Annotated in this window: 20 protein-coding genes; 9 read left to right on the top strand and 11 right to left on the bottom strand. The window is 65.4% G+C overall.

The annotated features are described in order from the left end of the window. Position 1: 1 nt before the first annotated feature. From AB7008_RS33990 to AB7008_RS33980, 3 genes are read right to left on the bottom strand one after another with little or no spacing between them, the layout of a single operon-like run. Positions 2 to 1,243 (bottom strand): YbfB/YjiJ family MFS transporter, encoded by a 1,242-nt coding sequence (locus tag AB7008_RS33990; RefSeq protein WP_441260205.1) that lies wholly within the window; start codon positions 1,241 to 1,243, stop codon positions 2 to 4. A gap of 32 nt (positions 1,244 to 1,275) precedes the next feature. After that, positions 1,276 to 1,512, bottom strand: a complete 237-nt coding sequence (locus tag AB7008_RS33985; protein WP_028159822.1) for a tautomerase family protein — start codon at positions 1,510 to 1,512, stop codon at positions 1,276 to 1,278. Between the two features lie 15 nt (positions 1,513 to 1,527). After that, positions 1,528 to 2,238 (bottom strand): SDR family NAD(P)-dependent oxidoreductase, encoded by a 711-nt coding sequence (locus tag AB7008_RS33980; RefSeq protein WP_028159821.1) that lies wholly within the window; start codon positions 2,236 to 2,238, stop codon positions 1,528 to 1,530. 213 nt (positions 2,239 to 2,451) lie between these two features. On the opposite strand from AB7008_RS33980, the gene AB7008_RS33975 reads away from it, so the two are divergent. Both AB7008_RS33975 and AB7008_RS33970 read left to right on the top strand, forming a co-directional pair. Beyond that, on the top strand, positions 2,452 to 3,375 hold the full coding sequence (locus tag AB7008_RS33975; protein ID WP_304490604.1) for a LysR family transcriptional regulator: 924 nt from the start codon (positions 2,452 to 2,454) through the stop codon (positions 3,373 to 3,375). Positions 3,376 to 3,527: 152 nt separating this feature from the next. Continuing rightward, complete coding sequence (locus AB7008_RS33970) at positions 3,528 to 3,683, top strand: hypothetical protein (protein ID WP_167768006.1); 156 nt, start codon at positions 3,528 to 3,530, stop codon at positions 3,681 to 3,683. Positions 3,684 to 3,704: 21 nt separating this feature from the next. Here AB7008_RS33970 and AB7008_RS33965 read toward each other — a convergent pair whose 3' ends face one another. Beyond that, a complete protein-coding gene (locus AB7008_RS33965) occupies positions 3,705 to 4,331 on the bottom strand; it encodes a hypothetical protein (protein ID WP_441260204.1) in 627 nt (208 codons plus the stop codon). A gap of 233 nt (positions 4,332 to 4,564) precedes the next feature. On the opposite strand from AB7008_RS33965, the gene AB7008_RS33960 reads away from it, so the two are divergent. Then, entirely contained in the window at positions 4,565 to 5,494 is a 930-nt protein-coding gene (locus tag AB7008_RS33960; RefSeq protein WP_304490602.1) for an aspartyl/asparaginyl beta-hydroxylase domain-containing protein, read from the top strand. Positions 5,495 to 5,658: 164 nt separating this feature from the next. Here the strand turns inward: AB7008_RS33960 and AB7008_RS33955 are convergent, their stop codons facing one another. Then, positions 5,659 to 6,486 (bottom strand): amino acid kinase family protein, encoded by an 828-nt coding sequence (locus AB7008_RS33955; protein ID WP_304490601.1) that lies wholly within the window; start codon positions 6,484 to 6,486, stop codon positions 5,659 to 5,661. 13 nt (positions 6,487 to 6,499) lie between these two features. Next, positions 6,500 to 7,312 carry an amino acid kinase family protein gene (locus AB7008_RS33950; RefSeq protein WP_014493898.1) on the bottom strand — a complete coding sequence of 271 codons (813 nt, stop codon included), beginning with the start codon at positions 7,310 to 7,312 and terminating at the stop codon, positions 6,500 to 6,502. A gap of 134 nt (positions 7,313 to 7,446) precedes the next feature. Between AB7008_RS33950 and AB7008_RS33945 the strand changes: the two genes are divergently transcribed. Continuing rightward, positions 7,447 to 7,905, top strand: a complete 459-nt coding sequence (locus AB7008_RS33945; protein ID WP_304490600.1) for a YybH family protein — start codon at positions 7,447 to 7,449, stop codon at positions 7,903 to 7,905. Positions 7,906 to 7,960: 55 nt separating this feature from the next. Here the strand turns inward: AB7008_RS33945 and AB7008_RS33940 are convergent, their stop codons facing one another. The 3 genes from AB7008_RS33940 to galE form a co-directional block, all read right to left on the bottom strand. Beyond that, positions 7,961 to 8,662, bottom strand: coding sequence for a fumarylacetoacetate hydrolase family protein (locus AB7008_RS33940; protein ID WP_028159809.1), 702 nt, complete (start codon positions 8,660 to 8,662; stop codon positions 7,961 to 7,963). Between the two features lie 35 nt (positions 8,663 to 8,697). After that, a complete protein-coding gene (locus AB7008_RS33935; RefSeq protein WP_304490599.1) occupies positions 8,698 to 10,500 on the bottom strand; it encodes an ABC transporter ATP-binding protein in 1,803 nt (600 codons plus the stop codon). Between the two features lie 118 nt (positions 10,501 to 10,618). Continuing rightward, positions 10,619 to 11,632, bottom strand: coding sequence for a UDP-glucose 4-epimerase GalE (galE, locus tag AB7008_RS33930; protein ID WP_039152366.1), 1,014 nt, complete (start codon positions 11,630 to 11,632; stop codon positions 10,619 to 10,621). Between the two features lie 126 nt (positions 11,633 to 11,758). On the opposite strand from galE, the gene AB7008_RS33925 reads away from it, so the two are divergent. Continuing rightward, entirely contained in the window at positions 11,759 to 12,796 is a 1,038-nt protein-coding gene (locus AB7008_RS33925) for a glycosyltransferase family 4 protein (protein WP_441260203.1), read from the top strand. 192 nt (positions 12,797 to 12,988) lie between these two features. Here AB7008_RS33925 and AB7008_RS33920 read toward each other — a convergent pair whose 3' ends face one another. Both AB7008_RS33920 and waaF read right to left on the bottom strand, forming a co-directional pair. Continuing rightward, on the bottom strand, positions 12,989 to 13,387 hold the full coding sequence (locus AB7008_RS33920) for a hypothetical protein (RefSeq protein ID WP_028159805.1): 399 nt from the start codon (positions 13,385 to 13,387) through the stop codon (positions 12,989 to 12,991). A gap of 203 nt (positions 13,388 to 13,590) precedes the next feature. Beyond that, entirely contained in the window at positions 13,591 to 14,640 is a 1,050-nt protein-coding gene (gene waaF, locus AB7008_RS33915; protein WP_441260202.1) for a lipopolysaccharide heptosyltransferase II, read from the bottom strand. A 174-nt stretch (positions 14,641 to 14,814) separates the two neighbouring features. Between waaF and rfaD the strand changes: the two genes are divergently transcribed. The 4 genes from rfaD to AB7008_RS33895 all read left to right on the top strand — a co-directional run bounded on the left by rfaD (position 14,815) and on the right by AB7008_RS33895 (position 20,601). Next, positions 14,815 to 15,795, top strand: a complete 981-nt coding sequence (gene rfaD / locus AB7008_RS33910) for an ADP-glyceromanno-heptose 6-epimerase (protein WP_304490596.1) — start codon at positions 14,815 to 14,817, stop codon at positions 15,793 to 15,795. Between the two features lie 13 nt (positions 15,796 to 15,808). After that, the gene (gene rfaE1, locus AB7008_RS33905) at positions 15,809 to 17,293 is read left to right on the top strand and encodes a D-glycero-beta-D-manno-heptose-7-phosphate kinase (protein ID WP_441260201.1); all 1,485 of its coding nucleotides are present in this window, start codon (positions 15,809 to 15,811) and stop codon (positions 17,291 to 17,293) included. Positions 17,294 to 17,334: 41 nt separating this feature from the next. Then, positions 17,335 to 18,588, top strand: a complete 1,254-nt coding sequence (locus tag AB7008_RS33900; RefSeq protein ID WP_441261263.1) for an O-antigen ligase family protein — start codon at positions 17,335 to 17,337, stop codon at positions 18,586 to 18,588. Between the two features lie 99 nt (positions 18,589 to 18,687). Further along, on the top strand, positions 18,688 to 20,601 hold the full coding sequence (locus AB7008_RS33895; RefSeq protein WP_028170554.1) for a nucleoside-diphosphate sugar epimerase/dehydratase: 1,914 nt from the start codon (positions 18,688 to 18,690) through the stop codon (positions 20,599 to 20,601). Position 20,602: the final 1 nt, after the last annotated feature.

The raw sequence follows: 20,602 nt of genomic DNA, 5'->3' as shown, positions 1-20,602 counted from the left end.
TTTATGCCTTGCGCGTGGTGAGCGCGAGCCCAAGATCGATCGCAAGCGCGAGCACCACGGCGGCGCCGCCAAGTCCGAACAGGACCAGATAGTCTCCGCCGGTCTGCGCGTAGATCCAGGAGAAGCCGTAGGCAGCCGCCGCCTGGAACAGCGCAAAGCTGGTTGTGGCGTGGCTCCATGTGGCGCGCTGCTGCTCGGTCGAGTGCGGCACGAGCTCGTGAATGCGTCCGAGCACCAGCGGCACGATACCGGGTGTGAAGCCGCCGACCACCACGCTCGACACGATTAGCGAAACCGGTGCCGTGCTGACGGTGGGCAGCAGCACGGCGGCCGCCTCGATCAGGAACGCCGCGCGCAAGGCCGGTCCAAATCCCGAGCGGTCACCGAGATGGCCGGTGACGAGCGGGCCGACGATGGCGCCGAGACCGTACAGCACCCAGTAGCGCGAGCCCGCCGCTATGCCCTGGCCGAGGCCACGCGCCACGAAGTCGACGATGAAGACCATGTGCGGCACCAGGGCCACCGCGTTGAGGCCATACTGGACCAGAAGCGCGCGGACGGTGGGCGAGGCCTGATGGGACTTCGCGTGATGCGATGGCGCGCCATCACTCTTGGCCTCCGCGGGCCAATTCCACCAGCTCGCGAGCGTGAGCACGGCGGAGAGCACGCCGAGGCCGTACCAGCTCTGCTGCAAGCCCTGTTGAAGAAGCAAGGGCACCAGCGTGCCCGATGCAGCGACGCCAAGGCCGACGCCGGCAAAGATCACGCCGCCGACGATGCCGCGCCTCGCGGCCGATACGTGCGGCAGAATGACGGAGGCCGCCAGCACCATGATGATTCCGCCGGTGAAGCCCGACAGAAAGCGCCAGGCGAAAAACCAGGCGAATGACACCGGGGTGGAGCTCGCGAAGAAGGAGAGGGTGGCAAGCAGCATCATCGCCCGCAACGCGCGGACCGCGCCGATGCGGGTGGCCAACGTGCGTGCCGCGAGCGCGCCGGCGAGGTAACCGGCGAGATTCGCGGCGCCGAGATAAACGACGTCGGATGCGCTGAACCATTTTGCGGCGATCAGCGCCGGGATCAGCGGCGTGTAGGAAAAGCGGGCGAGGCCAAGCCCGACCAGTGATGCGGACAATCCCGCCACGGCGTACCGCCAAGCCTGCCGCGACGTCGATTGCGATTCCGATCCCGGCTGCCTATGCGGCCGGGCGTGGTGCCCAGTGTTTGCATTGAGTTCGGTCATGTCATCCTCCTGCGCGCACAATGGCGCGCGGATCATCCTGTCTTTGCGGCGCTGCGGCGCCGGAATTCCTGCACGGGCAGGCCGCCCCAGCCCCAATTGTCGGTGTCGACTTCCTCGATCACGACGAAGGTCGACTCGAGCGGCTTGCCGAGCACATCGAGCAGCAACTGGCTCGATCCCTTGATCAGCGCGGCCTTCTCCTCCGCCGTGAGCGACGCCGCTCCCGGCGTCGTTCCTTCGCGGGTCACTTGAATGGTGACGATCGGCATGGTGTTTCTCCGCGCTCAGTGCCCGGCGCTCTGGCCGCCGTCGACGTGCAGGATCTCGCCGGTGACGAAGCTGGCCTGCTCGAGATAGAGCACGGCACCGACGATGTCGGACATCTCGCCCATGTGGCCGACCGGATGCAGCGCGCCGAGCTGGGCGTGCGTCGCAACCGGATGCATCGGCGACTTGATGACGCCGGGCGCCACCGCGTTCACGCGGATGCCGCGCCTGGCGTATTCGATCGCGAGCGACTTGGTCGCGGCATTCAGCCCGCCCTTGCTCAGCGAAGCCAGCACCGACGGCACGTTCGAATTGGCCTGATCGGCCAGGGTCGTCGTGATCTGGACGACGTGACCCGAACCCTGCTTCTCCATCTCCGCAATGGCGAGCTGCGTGATGTGGAAAAAGCCTGCGACGTTGGTGCCCATCACCGCCGCGTAGTCTTCCGCCGTGTACTGCGTGAACGGCTTTGCGACGAAGATGCCGGCATTGTTGACCAGCGTGTCGACGCGGCCAAAGCGCGCGACGGCCTGCGAGACCACGCGTTCAGCGGTGGCCCGGTCGGCGATGTCGCCGGGAACGGCGAGGATGTCATCGTCGCCCGACGGCTTGATGGAACGCGCCGTTGCGACGACGCGATAGTTGCGATCACGAAAACCCTGGACCAGGGCGGCGCCGATGCCCTGCGATGCGCCGGTGATGATGGCGACCTTCTGCTCGATACCCATGACGGGCTCCTGTTGTTGGCTTTCAGAACCTGCGCCAGCAGCGGCTGGCTCGGGTGCTGAGGTACGCCGCGGCGGCCCGGCTGCGAATACACGTTGTCCGGCAGACACTGTTACGTGGCGCGAACGAATGCCGGACCGGCCTTTGGCGGCGGTTGTCGCGGCGGGGGCGAACGCCTAGCTTGTCACTGGAATTTGATGGGGCGACGGGTCGGCATGGATCGTCTGGATGCGATGAAGGTGTTCGTCCTTGCGGTGGACGAGGGCAGCTTGGCCGCCGCAGGGCGCAAGCTCGGCCGCTCGCCGGCGGCGGTCAGCCGCGCCATCGCCTTCCTGGAGGAGCGGGTCGGCGCCGAGCTGCTGCACCGGACGACGCGATCGATCAAGCTGAGCGAGGAGGGCGAGCGCTATGTTGCGATCTGCCGTCGCGTGCTCACCGAATTGGAGGAGGCCGACGACATCGCGGCCGGACCGCGCACGGCACCGCGCGGCCTGCTCACGATCACTGCCCCCGTGGTGTCGGGCGAGATGGTGCTGCGGCCGATCCTCGATGCATTTCTCGATGCCTATCCGACGGTGTCGGCAAAGCTCCTGCTGTTCGACCGTTCGGTCAATCTGATCGAGGAGGGCGTCGACATTGCGCTTCGCATCGGACCTCTGGCGGATTCCGCGATGGTGGCGATGCGGGTCGGCGGGATCAGCCGCGTCGTCGTCGCAGCGCCGCGCTACCTGAAGCAGCACCCGCGCATCGCTGAACCCGGCGATCTCGCCAAGCACCAGATCGTGGCGATGGCGCACCTTCCCAATTCCTGGACCTTTGCGCCACCGGCCGGCTCATCGGCAGCCAGGACAGTCCAGTTCACGCCGCGGCTCGTCGTCAACAGCACCTATGCGGCGGTAGCGTCCGCGGTCGCGGGGCGCGGCGTGGCGCGGATGTATTCGTACCAGGTAGCCGAGCAGATCGGGCGCGGCGAGCTCGAGATCGTGCTGGCCGGCGATGAGGATCCGGAGATGCCCGCGCATTTGATCTGCCCGCAGGGACGGCTCGCGGTTCCCAAGGTACGGGCCTTCACCGACTTCGCCGTGCCCCGGCTGAAGAAGCATTTTGCGCAGCTCAAGAAGAGCCTCGGTTCACGCTAGACATTGCGGCCGCACGGCGACTGCCAATGCGTTGTTTTGCGTATACGGCCGCCGGGCTGAGTCGGCGATGGTTCCAGAACGGTTAACGCCGATTTAACGGATGAGTCCTAGCCTGTCTCGGCCGGGGTTACTCGCAAGGCCGAGGTGAGCCAATGGAAGCCCAGAAGATTGCGGTCGACGCCGTCGTCGCGCTGACCGATTGCGACCGCGACGCCGTCATCGCCTTCATCCGCCGGCTCTATCTCGCCGGCGTCACCGACCCCAAGCGCCTCACGTTCAAGGGCCTGCAGGCGCTGTCGCGGGTCTGATCGGCACGCGCGCAATCGAACCTACTTGGCCCCGACGGTCGGATCGCTGATCCGGATCGAGGTGACGCGGTCCTGCCGCACCTCGAATGAGAAGGGCCATGGTTCGTAAGTCCAGAGCTCGGTTTTCTCCAGCCCACTCGGCCTGACATGGAAGGGGCCGCCGAAGCGCGCCATCAGTTTCTCGGTGCTGTCGCCGAGATTGACCTGGTTGAAGCTGTAGGCGGCGACCGGCGCCGACCCGCTGACCTGAAGTGCGACGACGCGGTTCGCCTTCACGGTCGCGGCGAGGTAAGGAAGTTGGTCTGGCTTGCCGAGGAAGTACACATAGTTCGTGGCGTTGTCCGCCGGTGGCAGCTTGCGGTGTGGTTCGCCGAGCGCGGCCTTGAGTGAGGCCTCCGAGATGCCGACACCAAGCGCGCCCATCCGCTGACAGGCAAAGCTGAGCACGTCGGGATCGGGCGGGGTGATGCGCTTACCGGCTTCGACCTTGCAGGCGAATGTCTGCCCGACCCGTAGCCACTGGCCGCGCAGCTCCGGATCCGGAGGCTTGCCGCCTTGGGACGACGGCGAAGTGCCTTGGCCGTTCACGGGTGCGAATATTCCAAGCAGAACCAGCGCGAGCGCGGAGCCCGCCAACGACCGCCACATCCCCAAGACACACCCCGATTTTCCCGCCCTGGAACCAGGATAGCATGCCGCAAACCGACCGCAACGCCGGGATTGGCGGCGCGTCACCTACCATTTCAAATTGTGCGCGGCACGGCTCGGGACGCCCCAATCACAACCTGCGGAACAGCCTCAGGATGCAGGCCAATATCTTGCAGCTCGGGCCGGGTCGGAGTAGATCACGTCCCCGGCTGGGTCACTCGGGATTTGGGGAAATGCTGAAACAGCTTTTTGCGCCGCAACTTGTCATTCTCTATGTGCTCGCGGCTTCGACCATTTACGTTCACTTCCGCGGCAAGCAGCGACTGCGCTTCGCGCGCCAGCTCGGCGACCACTCGACCTACCTCGCGCCCTACAATGTGCTGATGTATGCGGGCTCGGCCGTACCGAACAGCCCGGTGATCCCGGTCGAGCAGTTTCCGGAGCTGAAGCCGCTCAGCGAGAATTGGGAGACCATTCGCGACGAGGCCGTGCGCCTGTTCGACGAAGGCTTCATTCGGGCCGCCGCGAAGAACAACGATTGGGGCTTCTACTCGTTCTTCAAGAGCGGCTGGAAGCGCTTTTACCTGAAATGGTACGACGACTTCCTGCCGTCGGCGAACACGCTGTGCCCGAAGACGGTGGAGCTGCTCAAATCAATCCCGAGCGTGCACGGTGCGATGTTCGCGATGCTGCCGCCGGGCGGCAAGCTGGGCGCGCACCGCGATCCCTTCGCCGGCTCGCTGCGCTATCACTTGGGGCTCGTCACGCCGAACTCGAACAAGTGCCGCATCCTCGTCGACGGCGTCGAATGCGTCTGGCGCGACGGCGAGGCCTTCATGTTCGATGAGACCTTCATTCACAGCGCGGAGAATGCGACCGACGTCAACCGCATCATCCTGTTCTGCGACGTCGAGCGCCCGATGAAGTACGGCTTCATGACCGCGATCAACCGCTGGGTCAGCCATCACATCGTCAAGGCGTCGGCGACCCAGAACATGGACGGCGAGAGCGTCGGCGTCCTCAACAAGGTGTTCGGCAAGCTCTACGAGATCCACCTCGGCAGCCGCAAGGTCAAGGAGTGGAACCGCAACGTCTACTACACGCTGAAATATTCGCTGACGGCGCTGATCCTCGGTCTCATCGTAATGTCGGCACTGCGGTAGCGCGGATTGGCGAAGCGCGTAGCCCGGATGGAGCGAAGCGAAATCCGGGTTCCTGCCGCGGCGAGAGTCCCGGATTGCGCTTCGCTCCATCCGGGCTACGGTGACTGAATCGCAAAGCCCCGGAGTGTTCTCCGGGGCTTTGTTTTTGTCGCCTGGCCGTGATCTTACTTCGGCTTCGCGCCAGTGCTGATGATCGACCCCACATGCTGGCCGCGCAGCGCCGCGCTGATCCGACCCGGCACGAGACCGTTGACGACCTGCACGCGCGTGATGTGCCGCGCGTTGGCCATCACCTCGAGCAGCGCTGGATCGAACGGCAGTGTGCCCTTCAGCTTCGCAAGCTCGGCAAAGCTCGTTTCTTTCAGCAGCTCGGCCTTCTTGCCATCCGCGCCATTGGGATCGGTCGTGTAGACGCCGTCAACGTCCTCCACGATCGTAAGCCCGGCAGCGCCAAGCGCGTCGGCGAGCAGGAAGGCGCCGGTATCGGCCCGATGCAGCGGGATGCGCGCGGTCGGGAATTCATGATGGTGGTAGGGCGGGAACGCGCTGCCGACGACCGCGCGCGCCGCCTGGAGGTGAATGGCGAGCTGGCTCGCGATGGTGGGATGCTCGACGTAGGAGACACCCTCCGGTGCGAGCAGGCTTGCCAGGATATGTCCGTTCTGGCCGGCCTCGCTGGCGGCGAGCGGTGCGAGCGAACCCACGGGCAGGCCGAGGTCGAGGCCGACGCTGTAGAGATGACGGGCGCGGATGCCGGCGCCGGTCAGGATGAGCAGGCGATGCTCCGGCAGGAGCGACCGCAGCTCGTCGACGAGCGGGAGGATCGCTTCGTGACCGCGGTCCATGATACGGCCGCCGATCTTGATGACCTGCAGCCAGGGCAGCAGCTTGATCGGACGATTGCCGGCAACGGGACGGGTGAGATCGCTGTCGAGCAGAGTCTGGCGCGCGAGCGGCGAAGCGACGTGCTTGATCTGGTTGGTGTCAGCCATGACGGTGCTCTCTTCAGCTCGCGGTGATGATGGTGCCGACATGCTCGCCCGCGAGCGCGCGGGTGAGATTGCCGGGGACGAGGCCGTTGATGATCTGCACCTGCCGGACATGGCGCGAGGCGTTGAGCAGATCGAGCACCGGGAATTCCAGGATGGAGTCCTGCAGGCCCTTGGCCTTCATCTCCGCCACCGAGATTTTCGGGATGAAGGTGGCGTTCTTCGACGTCTTGGGGTTCGCGGTGTAGAGGCCGTTCTCGTCCTTCACATAGATCATCGCCTTGCAGCCGAACTGCTCGGCAACGAGGAAGCATCCGGCGTCGGTGCGATAGGGCGGGATCACACCCTCGGCCGCGGGCCGCATCCACAGGCTATAGGGCGGCATGCCGCTGAAGATCACGGCATTCACTTCGGCGAGGAACAGCGGCACGGACGACAGCCCGGCGCTGGAGACGGCGGAGATGCCGTGCTTGGCCAGCAGCTGCCCGAGCATCGCGGCGTTCTGGTCGGCGACGGAAGCGCCAAGCTGCGACAACACGCCCGCGGGCAGGCGGAGCCCGGCGGCAATCGAATATAGATGCCGCGCACGAGTGCCGGCGCCGGTTCCGATCAGGAGCTTGTGGGCCTTGCGGGCGGCGACGATCTCCTCGACGACCGGATAGACCGCGGCGCGGCCGCGATCGATCATGCTCTGGCCGCCGATCTTGATGACCGTGGCTTCCGGCAGGATGCGGAAGTCTGCTGCCTTTTCCGCTGCGGCCACAAGCTGCGGGTCGGTGAGCGAACGCTGCATCAACAGCCCCTCGAGCTCCGTGATCGTGTTCGACATCCGAGACATCCTCTCGTTTTGTGACGCAGTCTCTGCGGCGGGACCCTCCGGTCCGAACCTGGCGAATCTTGCTGCACTCCGCGGTCCATGGCAACAAGATCGCCGCGATTTAGCGACCAAACATGGAGCAGGCAATGGCCCCGTTGCCACTTGCGAACACCGAGATCGTGCAATTCTTCCGCGAGTGGTTGGATACCTTCTCGGGGTATGTCCGTGAGGTCGACTACGCCTCGGCGCGGCCGCTCTTCCACCCGGACGTGCTGGCCTTCGGCACGCATAACGATGTCATCCCCGGCCTCGACCAATGGGTCTCGTCCCAATGGAACAACGTCTGGCCGAAGACGACCGACTTCCGCTTCGTGCTCGAGCAGGTCTCCATCCTGGCATCCCCCGACGGTACAATGGCGACGGTGGTCGCGCCGTGGACGAGCACGGGCTATCATCCCGACGGCAGCGCGTTTCCGCGCCCCGGTCGGGCGACGATGGTGTTTTCAAAAAATGGCGATGGCTGGCTGTGCGTGCATTCCCACATGTCGCTCAATCGCGGGGTGCCGCAGGCGAGCCACGCCAATCGGCCGGTGAAGGCCTGGTAGAAATGCAAAAGGCCCCGGACATTCCGGGGCCTTTCGATTCCAGATGTCGTTCAGCCTATTCCGGCTGGCCGATCGAGACCTTCAGCGTGCCGACGCCGTCGACGCCGCATTCGAGCTTGTCGCCGGGCTGGAGCTGCGACACGCCGGCCGGCGTGCCCGTCATGATGATGTCGCCGGCGGCGAGCTTCACCTGCTGGGAGAGCTGCCAGATCGTCTCCGGCACGTTCCAGATCATTTGCTCGAGGTCGCCGGTCTGGGCCTCCTTGCCGTTCACCGTCAGCCAGATCCTGCCCTTGGTGGGATGGCCGATCTTCGAGGCCGGCTGCACCGCGGAGGCGGGGGCCGATCCGTCGAACGACTTGCCGATCTCCCACGGACGCTCCTTCTTGCGCGAGGCGATCTGGAGGTCGCGGCGGGTGAGGTCAATGCCGACGGCATAGCCGTAGACGTGGTCCAGCGCCTTCTCGGCGGGGATGTTGAGGCCGCCACTCTTCAGCGCGACGATCAGCTCGACCTCGTGATGCAGATCCTTGGTCAGCGGCGGATAGGGAATGGTGGCGCCATCGGGCACCAGCATGTCGGCGTGCTTGGCGAAGAAGAACGGCGGCGCGCGCTCGTCATTGCCCATCTCGCGGATGTGCTCGAGATAGTTGCGGCCGACGCACCAGATGCGGCGCACGGGAAAGCGGCCGGTCTCGCCGACGACGGGAAGCGAAGCCTGGGGCGGAAGCGGAATGACGTAGGAGGCGGCGTTCATGAAGCGGTCTCGCTGCTCTTGAGGTGGAACGAACTCTATGCGGTTGCGCTGATCGGCGCCAGAGCGCCGGCGTCGTGGTGCTGCAGGCGGAAGAACGAGGCGTAGCGGCCGGAGCGGCGGAGCAGCTCGTCGTGCCGGCCCTGCTCGACGATCTCGCCACCCTCGACCACCAGGATCGCGTCGGCGTGCATGATGGTGTGGAGCCGGTGCGCGATCACGATGGTGGTGCGGTTCTGGCAGAGATGCTCGATCGCCTCCTGCACCTGCCGCTCGGACTCGGAATCGAGCGCGGCGGTGGCCTCGTCCAACAGGATGATCGGCGCGTTCTTGATCAGCGCACGCGCCACCGCGATGCGCTGGCGCTGGCCGCCGGAGAGCTGCGTGCCGTGCTCGCCGACCGGCGTGTCGTAGCCGAGCGGGAAGCTCATGATGAAATCATGCGCGCAGGCCGCTTTCGCGGCATCAATGATTTGCTCTTCGCTCGCGCCGGGCTTGCCGAAGGCGATGTTGCTGCGGATGGTGTCGCGGAACAGATAGACGTCCTGGCCGACATAGGCGGTCTGTGCGCGCAGCGATTTGCGCGAGACCGCGCCGATCGACTGGCCGTCGATCACGATCGCGCCTTGCGTCACCTCGTAGAAGCGCAGCAGCAGCCCTAGCACGGTCGATTTGCCACCGCCGGAGGGGCCGACCAGCGCGGTGACTTTTCCGGGCTCCGCAACGAAGGACATGCGGTTGAGCACGGTCTCGCCAATCCGGTAAGAGAAGCTGACGTCGCGCATCTCGATCTTCGCTTCGGACAGCTTCAGCGCCGGCTTGTCGTCGTCGGAATGCTCGCTCGCCGGGCTGTCGACGACCTCGAGCAGCATGCGGGCGCCGACGAGCTGGCTGTTGAGGTCGATGTTGAGCCGCGCCAGCCGCTTGGCCGGCTCGGTCGCCATCAGGAACGCGGTCATGAAGGAGAAGAACGCGCCGGGCGTGGCGTTGAGCGCAACCACGCTGTAGCCGCCGTAGAGCAGGCAGCCGGCGACCGCGAAGCCGCCCAGCATCTCCATCAGCGGGTTGGAACGGTTGGCGACGCGGGCCATCTTGTTGGCATTGCGCTCGACGATCGCGATGTTCTCGTCGATGCGCTTCTGCATGGTGTCTTCGAGCGTGAATGCCTTCACCGTGCGGATGCCCTGGAGCGATTCCTGCATCGTCTCCAAGATGTCGGCGGTGCCGGTGAACTGGTTGAAGGCGAGGCCCTTGATGCGCTTGACCAGCTTGCGCAGCACCAGCATTGCCGGCGGCACCACGACGAGGCCGATGAACGACATCACCGGGTCTTGCCACACCATCACGCCGATCATGGCGAGCAGCATCAAAAGGTCGCGCCCGACTGCGTTGACCAGCATGTTGAGGACGTCGGTGATGGATTTGGCGCCGGCGGTCAGCCGCGCCAGGAATTCAGACGAATGCCGTTCCGAGAAGAAGCCGACGCTCTCGCGCATCAGCTTGGCGAACAGCTGGCGCTGGTTGGTGGCGAGGATCGCGTTGCTGATCTTGGTCAGGATCACCATGTGGCCGTAGGTCGCCACGCCCTTGATGAATAGCAGGATCACCGTGATGCCCGAGAACATCGCGATGCCCGCGACGTTCTTGTCGACATAGGCCTGGTTGATGACCTGGCCGAGCACGTAGGTCGCGCCCGCGGTCGATCCGGCGGCAAGCGCCATCAGCGCGAAGGCGACGAGGTAACGCCGCCAGTAGATGATCCCCTGTTCCGTGACCAGGCGGCGAATCAGGATTGCCGCCGTGTAGGGATCGTCGGTGATTTTCTTTGGAAACTGGGCCATCCGGTGTCCATTGACGGGGCAAGCAGGAGCCTGCCCGCGCGTCAGGGATCGAAGGGCCTCTGTGCCCGCTAAAGCCGCGCTTTTCAAGCCCAATTAAGGGCTTGCGCCGGGATGGAATCTAGGCCGAGGCGGCGTGGCGGAGCTCGCCATGGCGCTCGCGGAACAACTTGTCCTCCCAGGCCAGCGCGTGCGCGGCGATGGTCTCGAGGTCGTCGTATTGCGGCTTCCAGTCGAGCAGGCCGCGGATGCGGCTGGTGTCGGCGACCATGGTCATGATGTCGCCGGGCCGGCGCGGGGCGTATTGCACGGCGAAGCTGCGGCCCGAAACCCGGCGCACCGCGTCGATGGTCTCCAGCACCGAATAGCCGCGGCCATAGCCGCAATTCAGCGTGGTCGAGGCGCCGCCATTGCGCAGGTAAGCGAGTGCCGAGCGATGCGCCTGCGAGAGGTCCGAGACGTGGATGAAGTCGCGGATGCAGCTTCCGTCCTGGGTCGGGTAGTCCGTGCCGAACACGTCGATCTTGGCGCGCTGGCCGGTCGCGGCCTCGACGGCGATCTTGAGCAGATGCGTGGCACCGACGGTGGCCAGCCCGATGCGCGCCTGCGGATCGGCACCGGCGACGTTGAAATAGCGCAAGGTCACGTATTGCATGCCGTAGGCGGCGGCGACGTCGTGCAGCATGATCTCGGTCATCAGCTTCGACGAGCCGTAAGGCGACAGCGGCCGCGTCGGCGCATGTTCGGGCACCGGCACCAGGTCCGGATTGCCGTAGACGGCCGCGGTCGAGGAGAAGATGAAACGGCTTATGCCGCGCTTGACGGCGACGTTGAGCAGGTTGCGCGCGGTCATGAAATTGTTGCGGTAGTAGCCGAGCGGATCGCGCATCGAGTCCGGCACGACGACGGAGCCCGCGAAATGGATGATGCTCTCGATGTTGTGCTGGGCGATCACGCCCTCGACCAGGTTCTCGTCGCCGGCGTCGCCAATGAACAGCGGTACGCCCTCGGGCAGATAGGCGGAGAAACCGGTGGAGAGATCGTCGATCACGACGACGTCCTCGCCGGCTTCCGCCAGCGCCAGGACCGTGTGACTTCCGATATAGCCGGCGCCGCCGGTGACTAGCACAGTCATGATCTCACCCGTCTTCGATCAACGCGCCAAGTTAACGTTTGCGCGGTGAAGAGGGGGTTTCGGCAGCCCTGAACTGGTCACTATGCTTAATGTTGCGTATAGGGGGCTTCCGTAACGGAGCATGACGTGGCGAATTCCCCCGGCGATCTCGAAGTGATCGTGCCAAATCTGCACAGGCGCTATTCCGGGGTCACCGCGACCAACCGGATGGTGGCGCCGCGATTGGCAAAACTCTATCGCGCCGCATGGTTCGGCTCCGATGCGCCGGAGGGGATTTCGCGGTTGAGCGCTGCCGATTTCCTCAAACTATGGGGCCGCAAGGCGCCATTGATCTGGCATGCGCGGCGCAACAACGAGATGATCGCGGGCGTCGTGCTGCGCGCGCTCGGCTGGCCGCTCAAACTCGTGTTCACGTCGGCTGCACAGCGGCATCACAGCTGGATCACGCGCTGGCTGATCCGGCGCATGGACGCGATCATCGCGACATCGGACATCTCGGCCTCGTTCCTGAAAGTGAAGGCGACGGTGATCCCGCACGGCGTTGACACCGACGTCTATGCGCCGCCGAGCGATCGCGCTGCGGCCTTCGCGGAAGCCGCGCTGCCGGGCCGCTATGCGATCGGCTGCTTCGGTCGCGTGCGCGCGCAGAAGGGCACCGACGTGTTCGTCGATGCGATGTGCCGGCTGCTGCCGCGCTATCCGGACTTCACCGCAGTCATCGTCGGACAGGTCACGCCGGAGCAAATGCCTTTTGCGAACGACCTGAAGAAACGCATCGAGGCCGCCGGCCTGCAGTCGCGCATCGTCATCACAGGCGAGCTGCCGATCGAAGCGGTGCAGCGCTGGTATCAGCGGCTGACGATCTACGCCTTCACCTCACGCAACGAGGGCTTTGGCCTGACGCTGATCGAGGCGATGGCGGCCGGCAGCGCGCTCGTCGCCGCGCGCGCCGGTGCGGCCGCGCTCGTGGTCGAGGACGGCTCGACAGGTGTGCTGATCCCGACCGGTGACGCTGACGCGTTGGCGGCCGCGCTCGAACCGCTGATGAACGACCCGGACGCCGCGCTCGCCATGGGCGCGCGGGGGCGGGTACGGGTGCTGGCGAAGTTCAGCCTCGATGCCGAAGCGGCGCGGATCGGCGAGATCTATCGTCCGCTGCTCTGAGGCGTCGTTTCCAGGGCCGCAAGGCAAAACCGCGAAAACAACCCCATGCACAGTAACCGGTGCCAGCAGAATCAAGGGCTTGGCGGCGGGCGACGATCTTATTCTGGTTTTACGAAATAGGTTTGACTCGTCGGGCAAAACACCGGCATGATGTCATCATCGGCACAGCCTCGACGGCCGTCGCGGTCGACTTCACATTGGGCAGCGCACATAGGGCATTTGCACCGGCACCGGCTCCTTGGAGCTGAGTGTGATATTATTCTCGCCGGAGACTGTCAGATCGAATGTCACGTCCGAAATCGCGACGCCGTCAGAGCACGACGCGATCAGTCGCATGTTCGGCCCGTCTTCGCGCAATGATTTGACGGTGCATTTTTCAAATGTGCCGGTGACTTGCTTTCCCTGGACGATCAAGCCGCCCGCGTGGAGATCGGCATCTTTCTTGAAGGCAAGCCTGTTGTTCTCTTTGGTGAACATGTCACCACAGGCCGAGGCGTCGATTGACCAGGCTCCGTTCAAATCCGCAGCCTGTATCGAGGCCGATTGCGTCACGAGAAGTACCAGCGTCACCAAAGGATTGAAGGTTCTCATGAAACTCTCCGACTGAATGGTCAATACCGCTAGATCAGCCTCTTCGACGGGGGCGCAGCAAAACGCGGCCCTTCGTATCGGTTTCGAGCCGCATTTAGGTGCGGCGAACTGGCGAACGTCTAGTTGATCTAAATCAATAGGTTCTGCAGAGCACTCGTCTGCCGAGGACCCGACCAGGGCGCGTACTCATGGCGTCACTGAGTTCACACTCCGAGCACCCGCTGCGCGATCGCCACGACCTCGGAGGCCGCGATGTCCCGCATGCAGCGGTGGTCGTTCATCTTGCAGATCGTGCTCTGGCAGGGCTGGCAGGACAGCACGCTCTTGTCCTGGACCACGGTCGCGGCGAGGCCGTTGAGGGGGGCCCAGAGATAGGGGCTGGTCGGGCCGAAGATGCCCATGGTGGGCGTGCCTAAGGCGGCTGCGATGTGCATCAGGCCGGAATCATTGGAGATGGCGACGCCGGCCGCGGCCATCGCCAGCACGCCGTTGCGCAGATCGGTGCCGGTGAGGTCTCGTACGCCCGGACCGCCGGCGGCCACGATCTCCTGGGCGAGGCCCTTTTCGGCGGGGCCGCCGACCACCCAGACCTCTAGGCCGCGCTCGGCCAGCAGGCGGGCCGCCTCCGGATAATAGGTCCAGCGCTTTGAGACGCCTACCGAGCCGGGGGCGAGCGCCACGGCGGCCCCGGCGCTGAGGCCATTGGCCTGCCGCCAGCGGACGATGTCCTCGGCCGGGACCCGCAATTGTGGCACCGGCCATTCCGGGGGCAGGGGGGCACCATCGGGCTGGGCCAGGGCGGCGTTCTTGTCGATGAAGCGGGGCAGCTTCTTCTCGCCCCAGCGCCAGCGGTTGAGCAGGCCGAACCGGAATTCGCCGACGAAGCCGACCCTTTCCGGAATCCCGGCCAGGGCGGGCGCGATGGCCGCCTTCCAGGTCCGGGGCAGCACCAGGGCTGTCCCGTAATTCCGCTCGCGCAGGAGCTTCGCCAGGCCGAACTGGCGGCCAACGGCCAGCCGGCTGCGCGGCAGGTCCCACACGATGCCATCACGCACGCCGGGCATGTAGTCGACCAAGGAGGCGCAGAGGGAGGTGGTCAGGAGATCGACCGGCCGGTTGGGCCAGCGCTCGTTCAGGACCCGGACAACGGTGTGATTCCGGACGAAATCGCCGATCCACATATAGGGGACGATCAGGATCGGGCGGGTGTCGCTCCGATCTGCATCTCGACCAAATTGCGAATCTTGGTTCATTCGTTAATAGGACCGGGAACGCGCTGATGTGGCGGTTCGGTTACCCGCTCCGGACCTGCAGGTAAAGCCGGGACAGCGCCGATCCCAAAACCGCTTACACTTTGGCGGATCATGCGCTAGGGCAGGACCGGGCCGTGAAAATCGGGCAGGGCAAAACCTGGCAGGGTAGGTGGAATGTTGCTGGTGACCGGTGGGGCCGGTTTTATCGGATCGAATGTCGTCGCCGCGCTGAACGAGGCCGGTCGCAGCGATGTCGTCGTCTGCGATCTCCTCGGGACCGAGGGCAAGTGGCGAAACCTCGCCAAGCGCCAGCTTGTGGATATCGTCCCGCCGGCCGAGCTGCTCGACTGGCTGAAGGGCCGCAAGCTCGACGCCGTGATCCATCTCGGGGCGATTTCCGAGACCACCGCGACCGACGGCGACCTCGTGATCGAGACTAATTTTCGCCTGTCGATGCGCCTTCTGGACTGGTGCACGGCGGCTGCGGTGCCGTTGATCTACGCCTCCTCGGCCGCGACCTATGGCGATGGTGCCGACGGCTTTGGCGACGACGCCTCACTGCCCGCGCTGAAGAAACTGCGGCCGATGAATCTCTACGGCTGGAGCAAGCACCTGTTCGATCTCGCCGTCGCCGAGCGCGTCGCGCGCGGCGAGAAGCTGCCGCCGCAATGGGCTGGACTGAAATTCTTCAACGTGTTCGGCCCCAACGAATACCACAAGGGCTCGATGATGAGCGTGCTGGCGCGCCGCTTCGACGATGTGAGGGCGGGCCGTGTCGTGCAATTGTTCAAGTCGCACCGCGAGGGCATCGCCGACGGCGATCAGCGCCGCGATTTCATCTATGTCGACGACGTCGTGCGCGTCGTCATGTGGCTGCTGGCGACGCCGTCGGTGTCCGGTCTCTTCAACGTCGGTACCGGCAAGGCGCGCAGCTTCAGGGACCTGATGCTCGCTGCCTATGCCGCGCTCGGCACCAGGCCCAACATCGAATATGTCGACATGCCCGAGCAGATTCGCGGCAGCTATCAATACTTCACCCAGAGCGAGGTCGATCGCCTGCACCGCGCCGGCTATAACGGCGGCTTCTCGACGCTCGAGGATGCGGTGAAAGCCTATGTCGGCGATTATCTCGACCGGCCAGACCGCTTCCGCTGAGGCTTCAAGGACCATGCCGACGCCCATTCTCGATTTCGACGCTCTCGCGCAAGCCATCTCAGGCCGTACGGTGCTGTGCATCGGCGACATCATGCTGGACGAATTCGTCTATGGCGAGGTCTCGCGGATCTCGCCGGAAGCGCCGGCGCCTGTCATCGCCGCCCAGCGCAGCGAGATCCATATCGGCGGCGCCGGCAACGTCGCGCGCAATATCGCCTCCCTCGGGGCGCGCTGCATCTTCATCGGCCTCGTCGGCCAGGACGATGCGGGCAAGCGGCTCGAAGCGGCACTTGCGGAGCATGCCGGCATCGAATGCGCGCTGGTGTGCGATCCGGCGCGGCCGACAACGCGAAAGGTCCGCTTCGTCTCCGAGCATTTTTCCACGCATATGCTGCGCGCGGATTGGGAGCAGGCGGTGCCTGCCTCCGACGACATCGAGACCAGGCTGATCGACGCAATCCTGCCGCAGATCGCGCGCGCCGACATCGTGCTGCTCTCCGACTACGCCAAGGGCGTGCTGACCGCGCGCGTGATCCGCCACACGATCGACGCCGCGCGAACGCTCGGCAAGCCCGTGATCGTCGATCCCAAGAGCCTGAACTGGGCGATCTATCGCGGCGCCACGCTGCTCACGCCCAATCGCAAGGAATTTTCGGAGGCGACCCGCAGCCGCGCCGATACGCCGCAGAGCATCGTCGATGCCAGCGAGGACGTGATGCGGCTCGCCGATTGCGAGGCGATCCTGGTCACGCAAGGCGAGCACGGCATGACGCTGGTGCCGCGCAATGGCGAAGCCGTTCACGTTCCGGCTGTGCCCGTGAAGGTGCGCGACGTCTCAGGCGCCGGTGACACCGTCGCCGCTGCGCTTGCGGTGTCGCTCGCGGCGGGTGCGGACTGGGACACGGCGTTGCGGATGGCCAATGCGGCCGCTGCCGTCGCCGTCGGCAAGCAAGGCACGGCCAGCGTGAGCGCGGCCGAGCTGCGGCGGAAGATCCTGCCGCATGCCTATCTCGCGGCCGAGGAGAAGATCGTGCTCGAGCCTGATACGCTCGACGCGCAGCTCGCGGAATGGCGCCGGCAGGACCTGCGCGTCGGCTTCACCAATGGCTGCTTCGATATCCTGCATCCCGGCCACGTCAAGGTGTTGACCGCGGCGCGCGGAGCCTGCGATCGCCTGATCGTCGGCCTCAACAGCGATGCCTCGGTGCGGCGGTTGAAGGGCGCCGATCGCCCGGTTCAGGACGAGCGGGCGCGTGCGGAAGTGCTCGCCGCGCTCGAAGCCGTCGATCTCGTCGTCATCTTCGAGGAGGATACGCCGATCGATTTGATCACCCGGATCAAGCCGAGCGCGCTGGTGAAGGGCGGCGACTACACCCGCGAGCAGGTGGTCGGCCATGAGGTCGTCGAAGCCGCCGGCGGAACCGTCGTGCTGGTCGACATCCTCCAGGGCTTCAGCACGACCGCGCTGGTTCATCGCGCGCGGGGAGGGGGCAAGTGACGGACCAAGCGACGACGCTCGCCCGGGAGACGACTGCCCAGATGCTGCGGCGGCGCTTTCGCAGCCCGGCGGCGTGGTGCGAGGCGGTCGACCTGTTTGCGATCCTGACCGTGGCGTCACTGCCCTGGTCGACCTCGCTCGCGGCGATCTTCAACGTTGCGTTCCTGGCCTGCATGGTGCCGTTTCTCGACGTTCGCGCATTCCTGCAATCGCTGAAGCGCCCGATCGCAGCCGCGCCGATTGCGCTGGTCCTGCTCGCGCTGGTGGGCACGCTGTGGTCGGATGCGGCCTGGGGCGCGCGCCTCTATGCGGTCAACCCGACCGTCAAGCTGCTCGTGCTGCCGGTCTTCCTCTATCATTTCGAGCGCTCGCCGCGCGGGCACTGGATCTTCATCGCGTTCCTGGTGTCCTGCGCGCTGCTGTCGGTGATGTCGTGGCTGGTGGCCTTCTATCCCAACCTGACGCTCAAGTCCGACCATCTCGAGCGCGGCATCTTCGTCAAGAACTACATCGACCAGAGCCAGGAATTCACCCTGTGCGCGGTCGCGCTCGCTTATCCGATCGTGATGTTGCTTCGCCAGAAGCGCTATTGGCTCGCCGGATTGCTGACCGCGCTGGCGCTCAGCTTCTTCGTCAACATGGCCTTCGTGGTGGTGTCGCGCACCGCGCTCGTCACCATTCCGGTCATGTTCGGCGTGTTCGCGCTGCTGCATCTGAGATGGCGCAGCATCGCGATCATCTCGGCTGCTCTGCTCGCCGGCGCCGCTCTCGCCTGGCAGGCCTCGCCGCAATTGCGCAAGACCGCGGACACCTTCGCCAGCGACTACACGCGCTATGTCGAAAAGGGCGAGCCGACCTCGCTGGGCCTGCGGCTCGAATTCTGGCGGAAATCGCTCGGCTTCTTCGCGGAGGCGCCGATCAAGGGGCACGGCACCGGCTCGACGCGCGGATTGTTCGAAGCGGTCGCGACGCCCAGCGGCCACTACCAGGCCTCCGCCGAGGTGATCGGGAATCCGCATAACCAGACGCTGAATGTCGCCGTGCAATGGGGCGTCATCGGCATCGTCGTACTCTACGCGATCTGGATCCTGCATCTCCTGCTGTTCCGCGGCGACGGGCTGGCCCATTGGATTGGCCTGCTGGTCGTGGTGCAGAACGTCTTCACCTCGCTGTTCAACTCCCATCTCTTCGACTTCCACGAGGGCTGGATGTATGTCATCGGCGTCGGCGTTGCCGGCGGCATGGTGATCCGGGCCCGACACGCCGGGGCGAAAGTGGGGGAAGCTGGTTCCTGAACGGCCGCGCGGCCGGCAAGCCTTGTACTGGCAAGTCTTGTCGAGATGGGCTATCAGCGCGGTCAGGTTGCACTTAACTGGGATTTCATCGGTCGGCGGATGACGCGTCTTTCGCATCTCACCTTGCGCAATTTCCTGATCGCGCTCCACGACCTGCTGGCGACCACGGCGGCGCTGTTCGCAGCCTTCTACCTGCGTTTCGAGGGTGGCGACGGCTTCTTCGACCGCCTGCCGCTGCTGTTCCAGATCCTGCCCTACTTCCTCGCCTTCAGCGTGGTCGTGTTCTTCCTCTTCAACCTGACCACGACGAAATGGCGCTTCATCTCGCTGCCTGATGCGCTGAACATCATCCGGGTCGCGACCGTGCTGACGGTTGCCCTCCTGGCGCTCGACTACATCTTCGTTGCGCCCAACGTCCGCGGCGCCTTCTTCCTCGGCAAGGTGACGATCGTCCTCTACTGGTTCCTCGAGATCGCCTTCCTCAGCGCGCTGCGCATGGCCTATCGCTATTTCCGTTATACGCGGGTGCGGCGGCATGCGAGGGGCGAGGATGCCGCGCCGACGCTGCTGATCGGCCGCGCCGCGGATGCCGAGGTGCTGCTGCGCGGCATCGAGAGCGGGGCGATCAAGCGCATCTGGCCGGTGGGCGTGCTGTCGCCGTCGAGATCCGATCGCGGCCAGTTCATCCGCAACGTGCCGGTGCTGGGCGACATCGAGGACATCGAGGACGTCGTCGGCGACTTCGCCAAACGCGACAAGCCGATCGCACGCCTGGTGATGACGCCGTCCGCGTTCGAGCCGGACGCTCATCCGGAATCGATCCTGATGCGGGCGCGCAAGCTGGGCGTGATCGTCAATCGCATGCCCTCGCTGGAGAGCGGCGATGCGCCGCGCCTCACGGCCGTCGCGGTCGAGGACCTCCTGCTGCGGCCGAGCGAAAAGATCGACTATGCGCGGCTCGAAGCGCTGATCAAGGGCAAGGCTGTCATCGTCACCGGCGGCGGCGGATCGATCGGGTCCGAGATCTGCGAGCGTGTCGTTGCCTTCGGCGCCGCGCGTTTGCTGATCGTGGAAAATTCCGAGCCGGCGCTCTACGCGGTCACGGAGACGCTGGCCGCGCAGGGCGCTGCGGCCGCGATCGAGGGGCGGATCGCCGACATCCGCGACCGCGAGCGCATCATCCGCCTGATGGCGGAGTTCAAGCCGGACATCGTGTTCCATGCCGCCGCGCTCAAGCACGTGCCGATCCTGGAGCGCGACTGGAGCGAGGGCGTCAAGACCAACATCTTCGGCTCGATCAACGTCGCCGATGCGGCGCACGGCGCCGGTGCCGAAGCCATGGTGATGATCTCGACCGACAAGGCGATCGAGCCGGTGTCGATGCTCGGCCTCACCAAGCGCTTCGCCGAGATGTATTGCCAGGCGCTCGACCACGATCTTGCCGCAGCTAGCGGCAGTGCCAGGCCGCCGATGCGGTTGATCTCGGTCCGGTTCGGCAACGTGCTGGCCTCGAACGGCTCGGTGGTGCCGAAGTTCAAGGCCCAGATCGAGGCCGGCGGCCCGGTGACGGTGACTCATCCCGACATGGTCCGCTACTTCATGACCATCCGCGAAGCCTGCGATCTCGTCATCACGGCGGCAACGCATGCGCTCGGCACCGCGCGCCCCGATGTCTCGGTCTACGTGCTCAACATGGGCCAGCCGGTGAAGATCGTCGATCTCGCCGAGCGCATGATCCGCCTCTCGGGCCTCCAGCCCGGCTACGACATCGAGATCGTGTTCACCGGCATGCGGCCGGGCGAGCGCCTGCACGAGATCCTGTTCGCTTCAGAGGAGCCGACCCGCGAGATCGGTGTCGCCGGCATCATGGCCGCGCAGCCGAACGAGCCGCCGATGCAGACGCTGCGCAAATGGATCGCGGCGCTGGAGCAGGCGATCGCACGGGACGATCGGGCCACGATCAAGACGATCCTGAAGGATGCGGTCCCGGAATTCGGGTCGACCGCGGCCTGAA

The organism is Bradyrhizobium sp. 521_C7_N1_3 (assembly GCF_052075975.1).
GTDB lineage: Bacteria > Pseudomonadota > Alphaproteobacteria > Rhizobiales > Xanthobacteraceae > Bradyrhizobium > Bradyrhizobium japonicum.
This window is presented reverse-complemented; position numbering and strand designations above follow the sequence as displayed.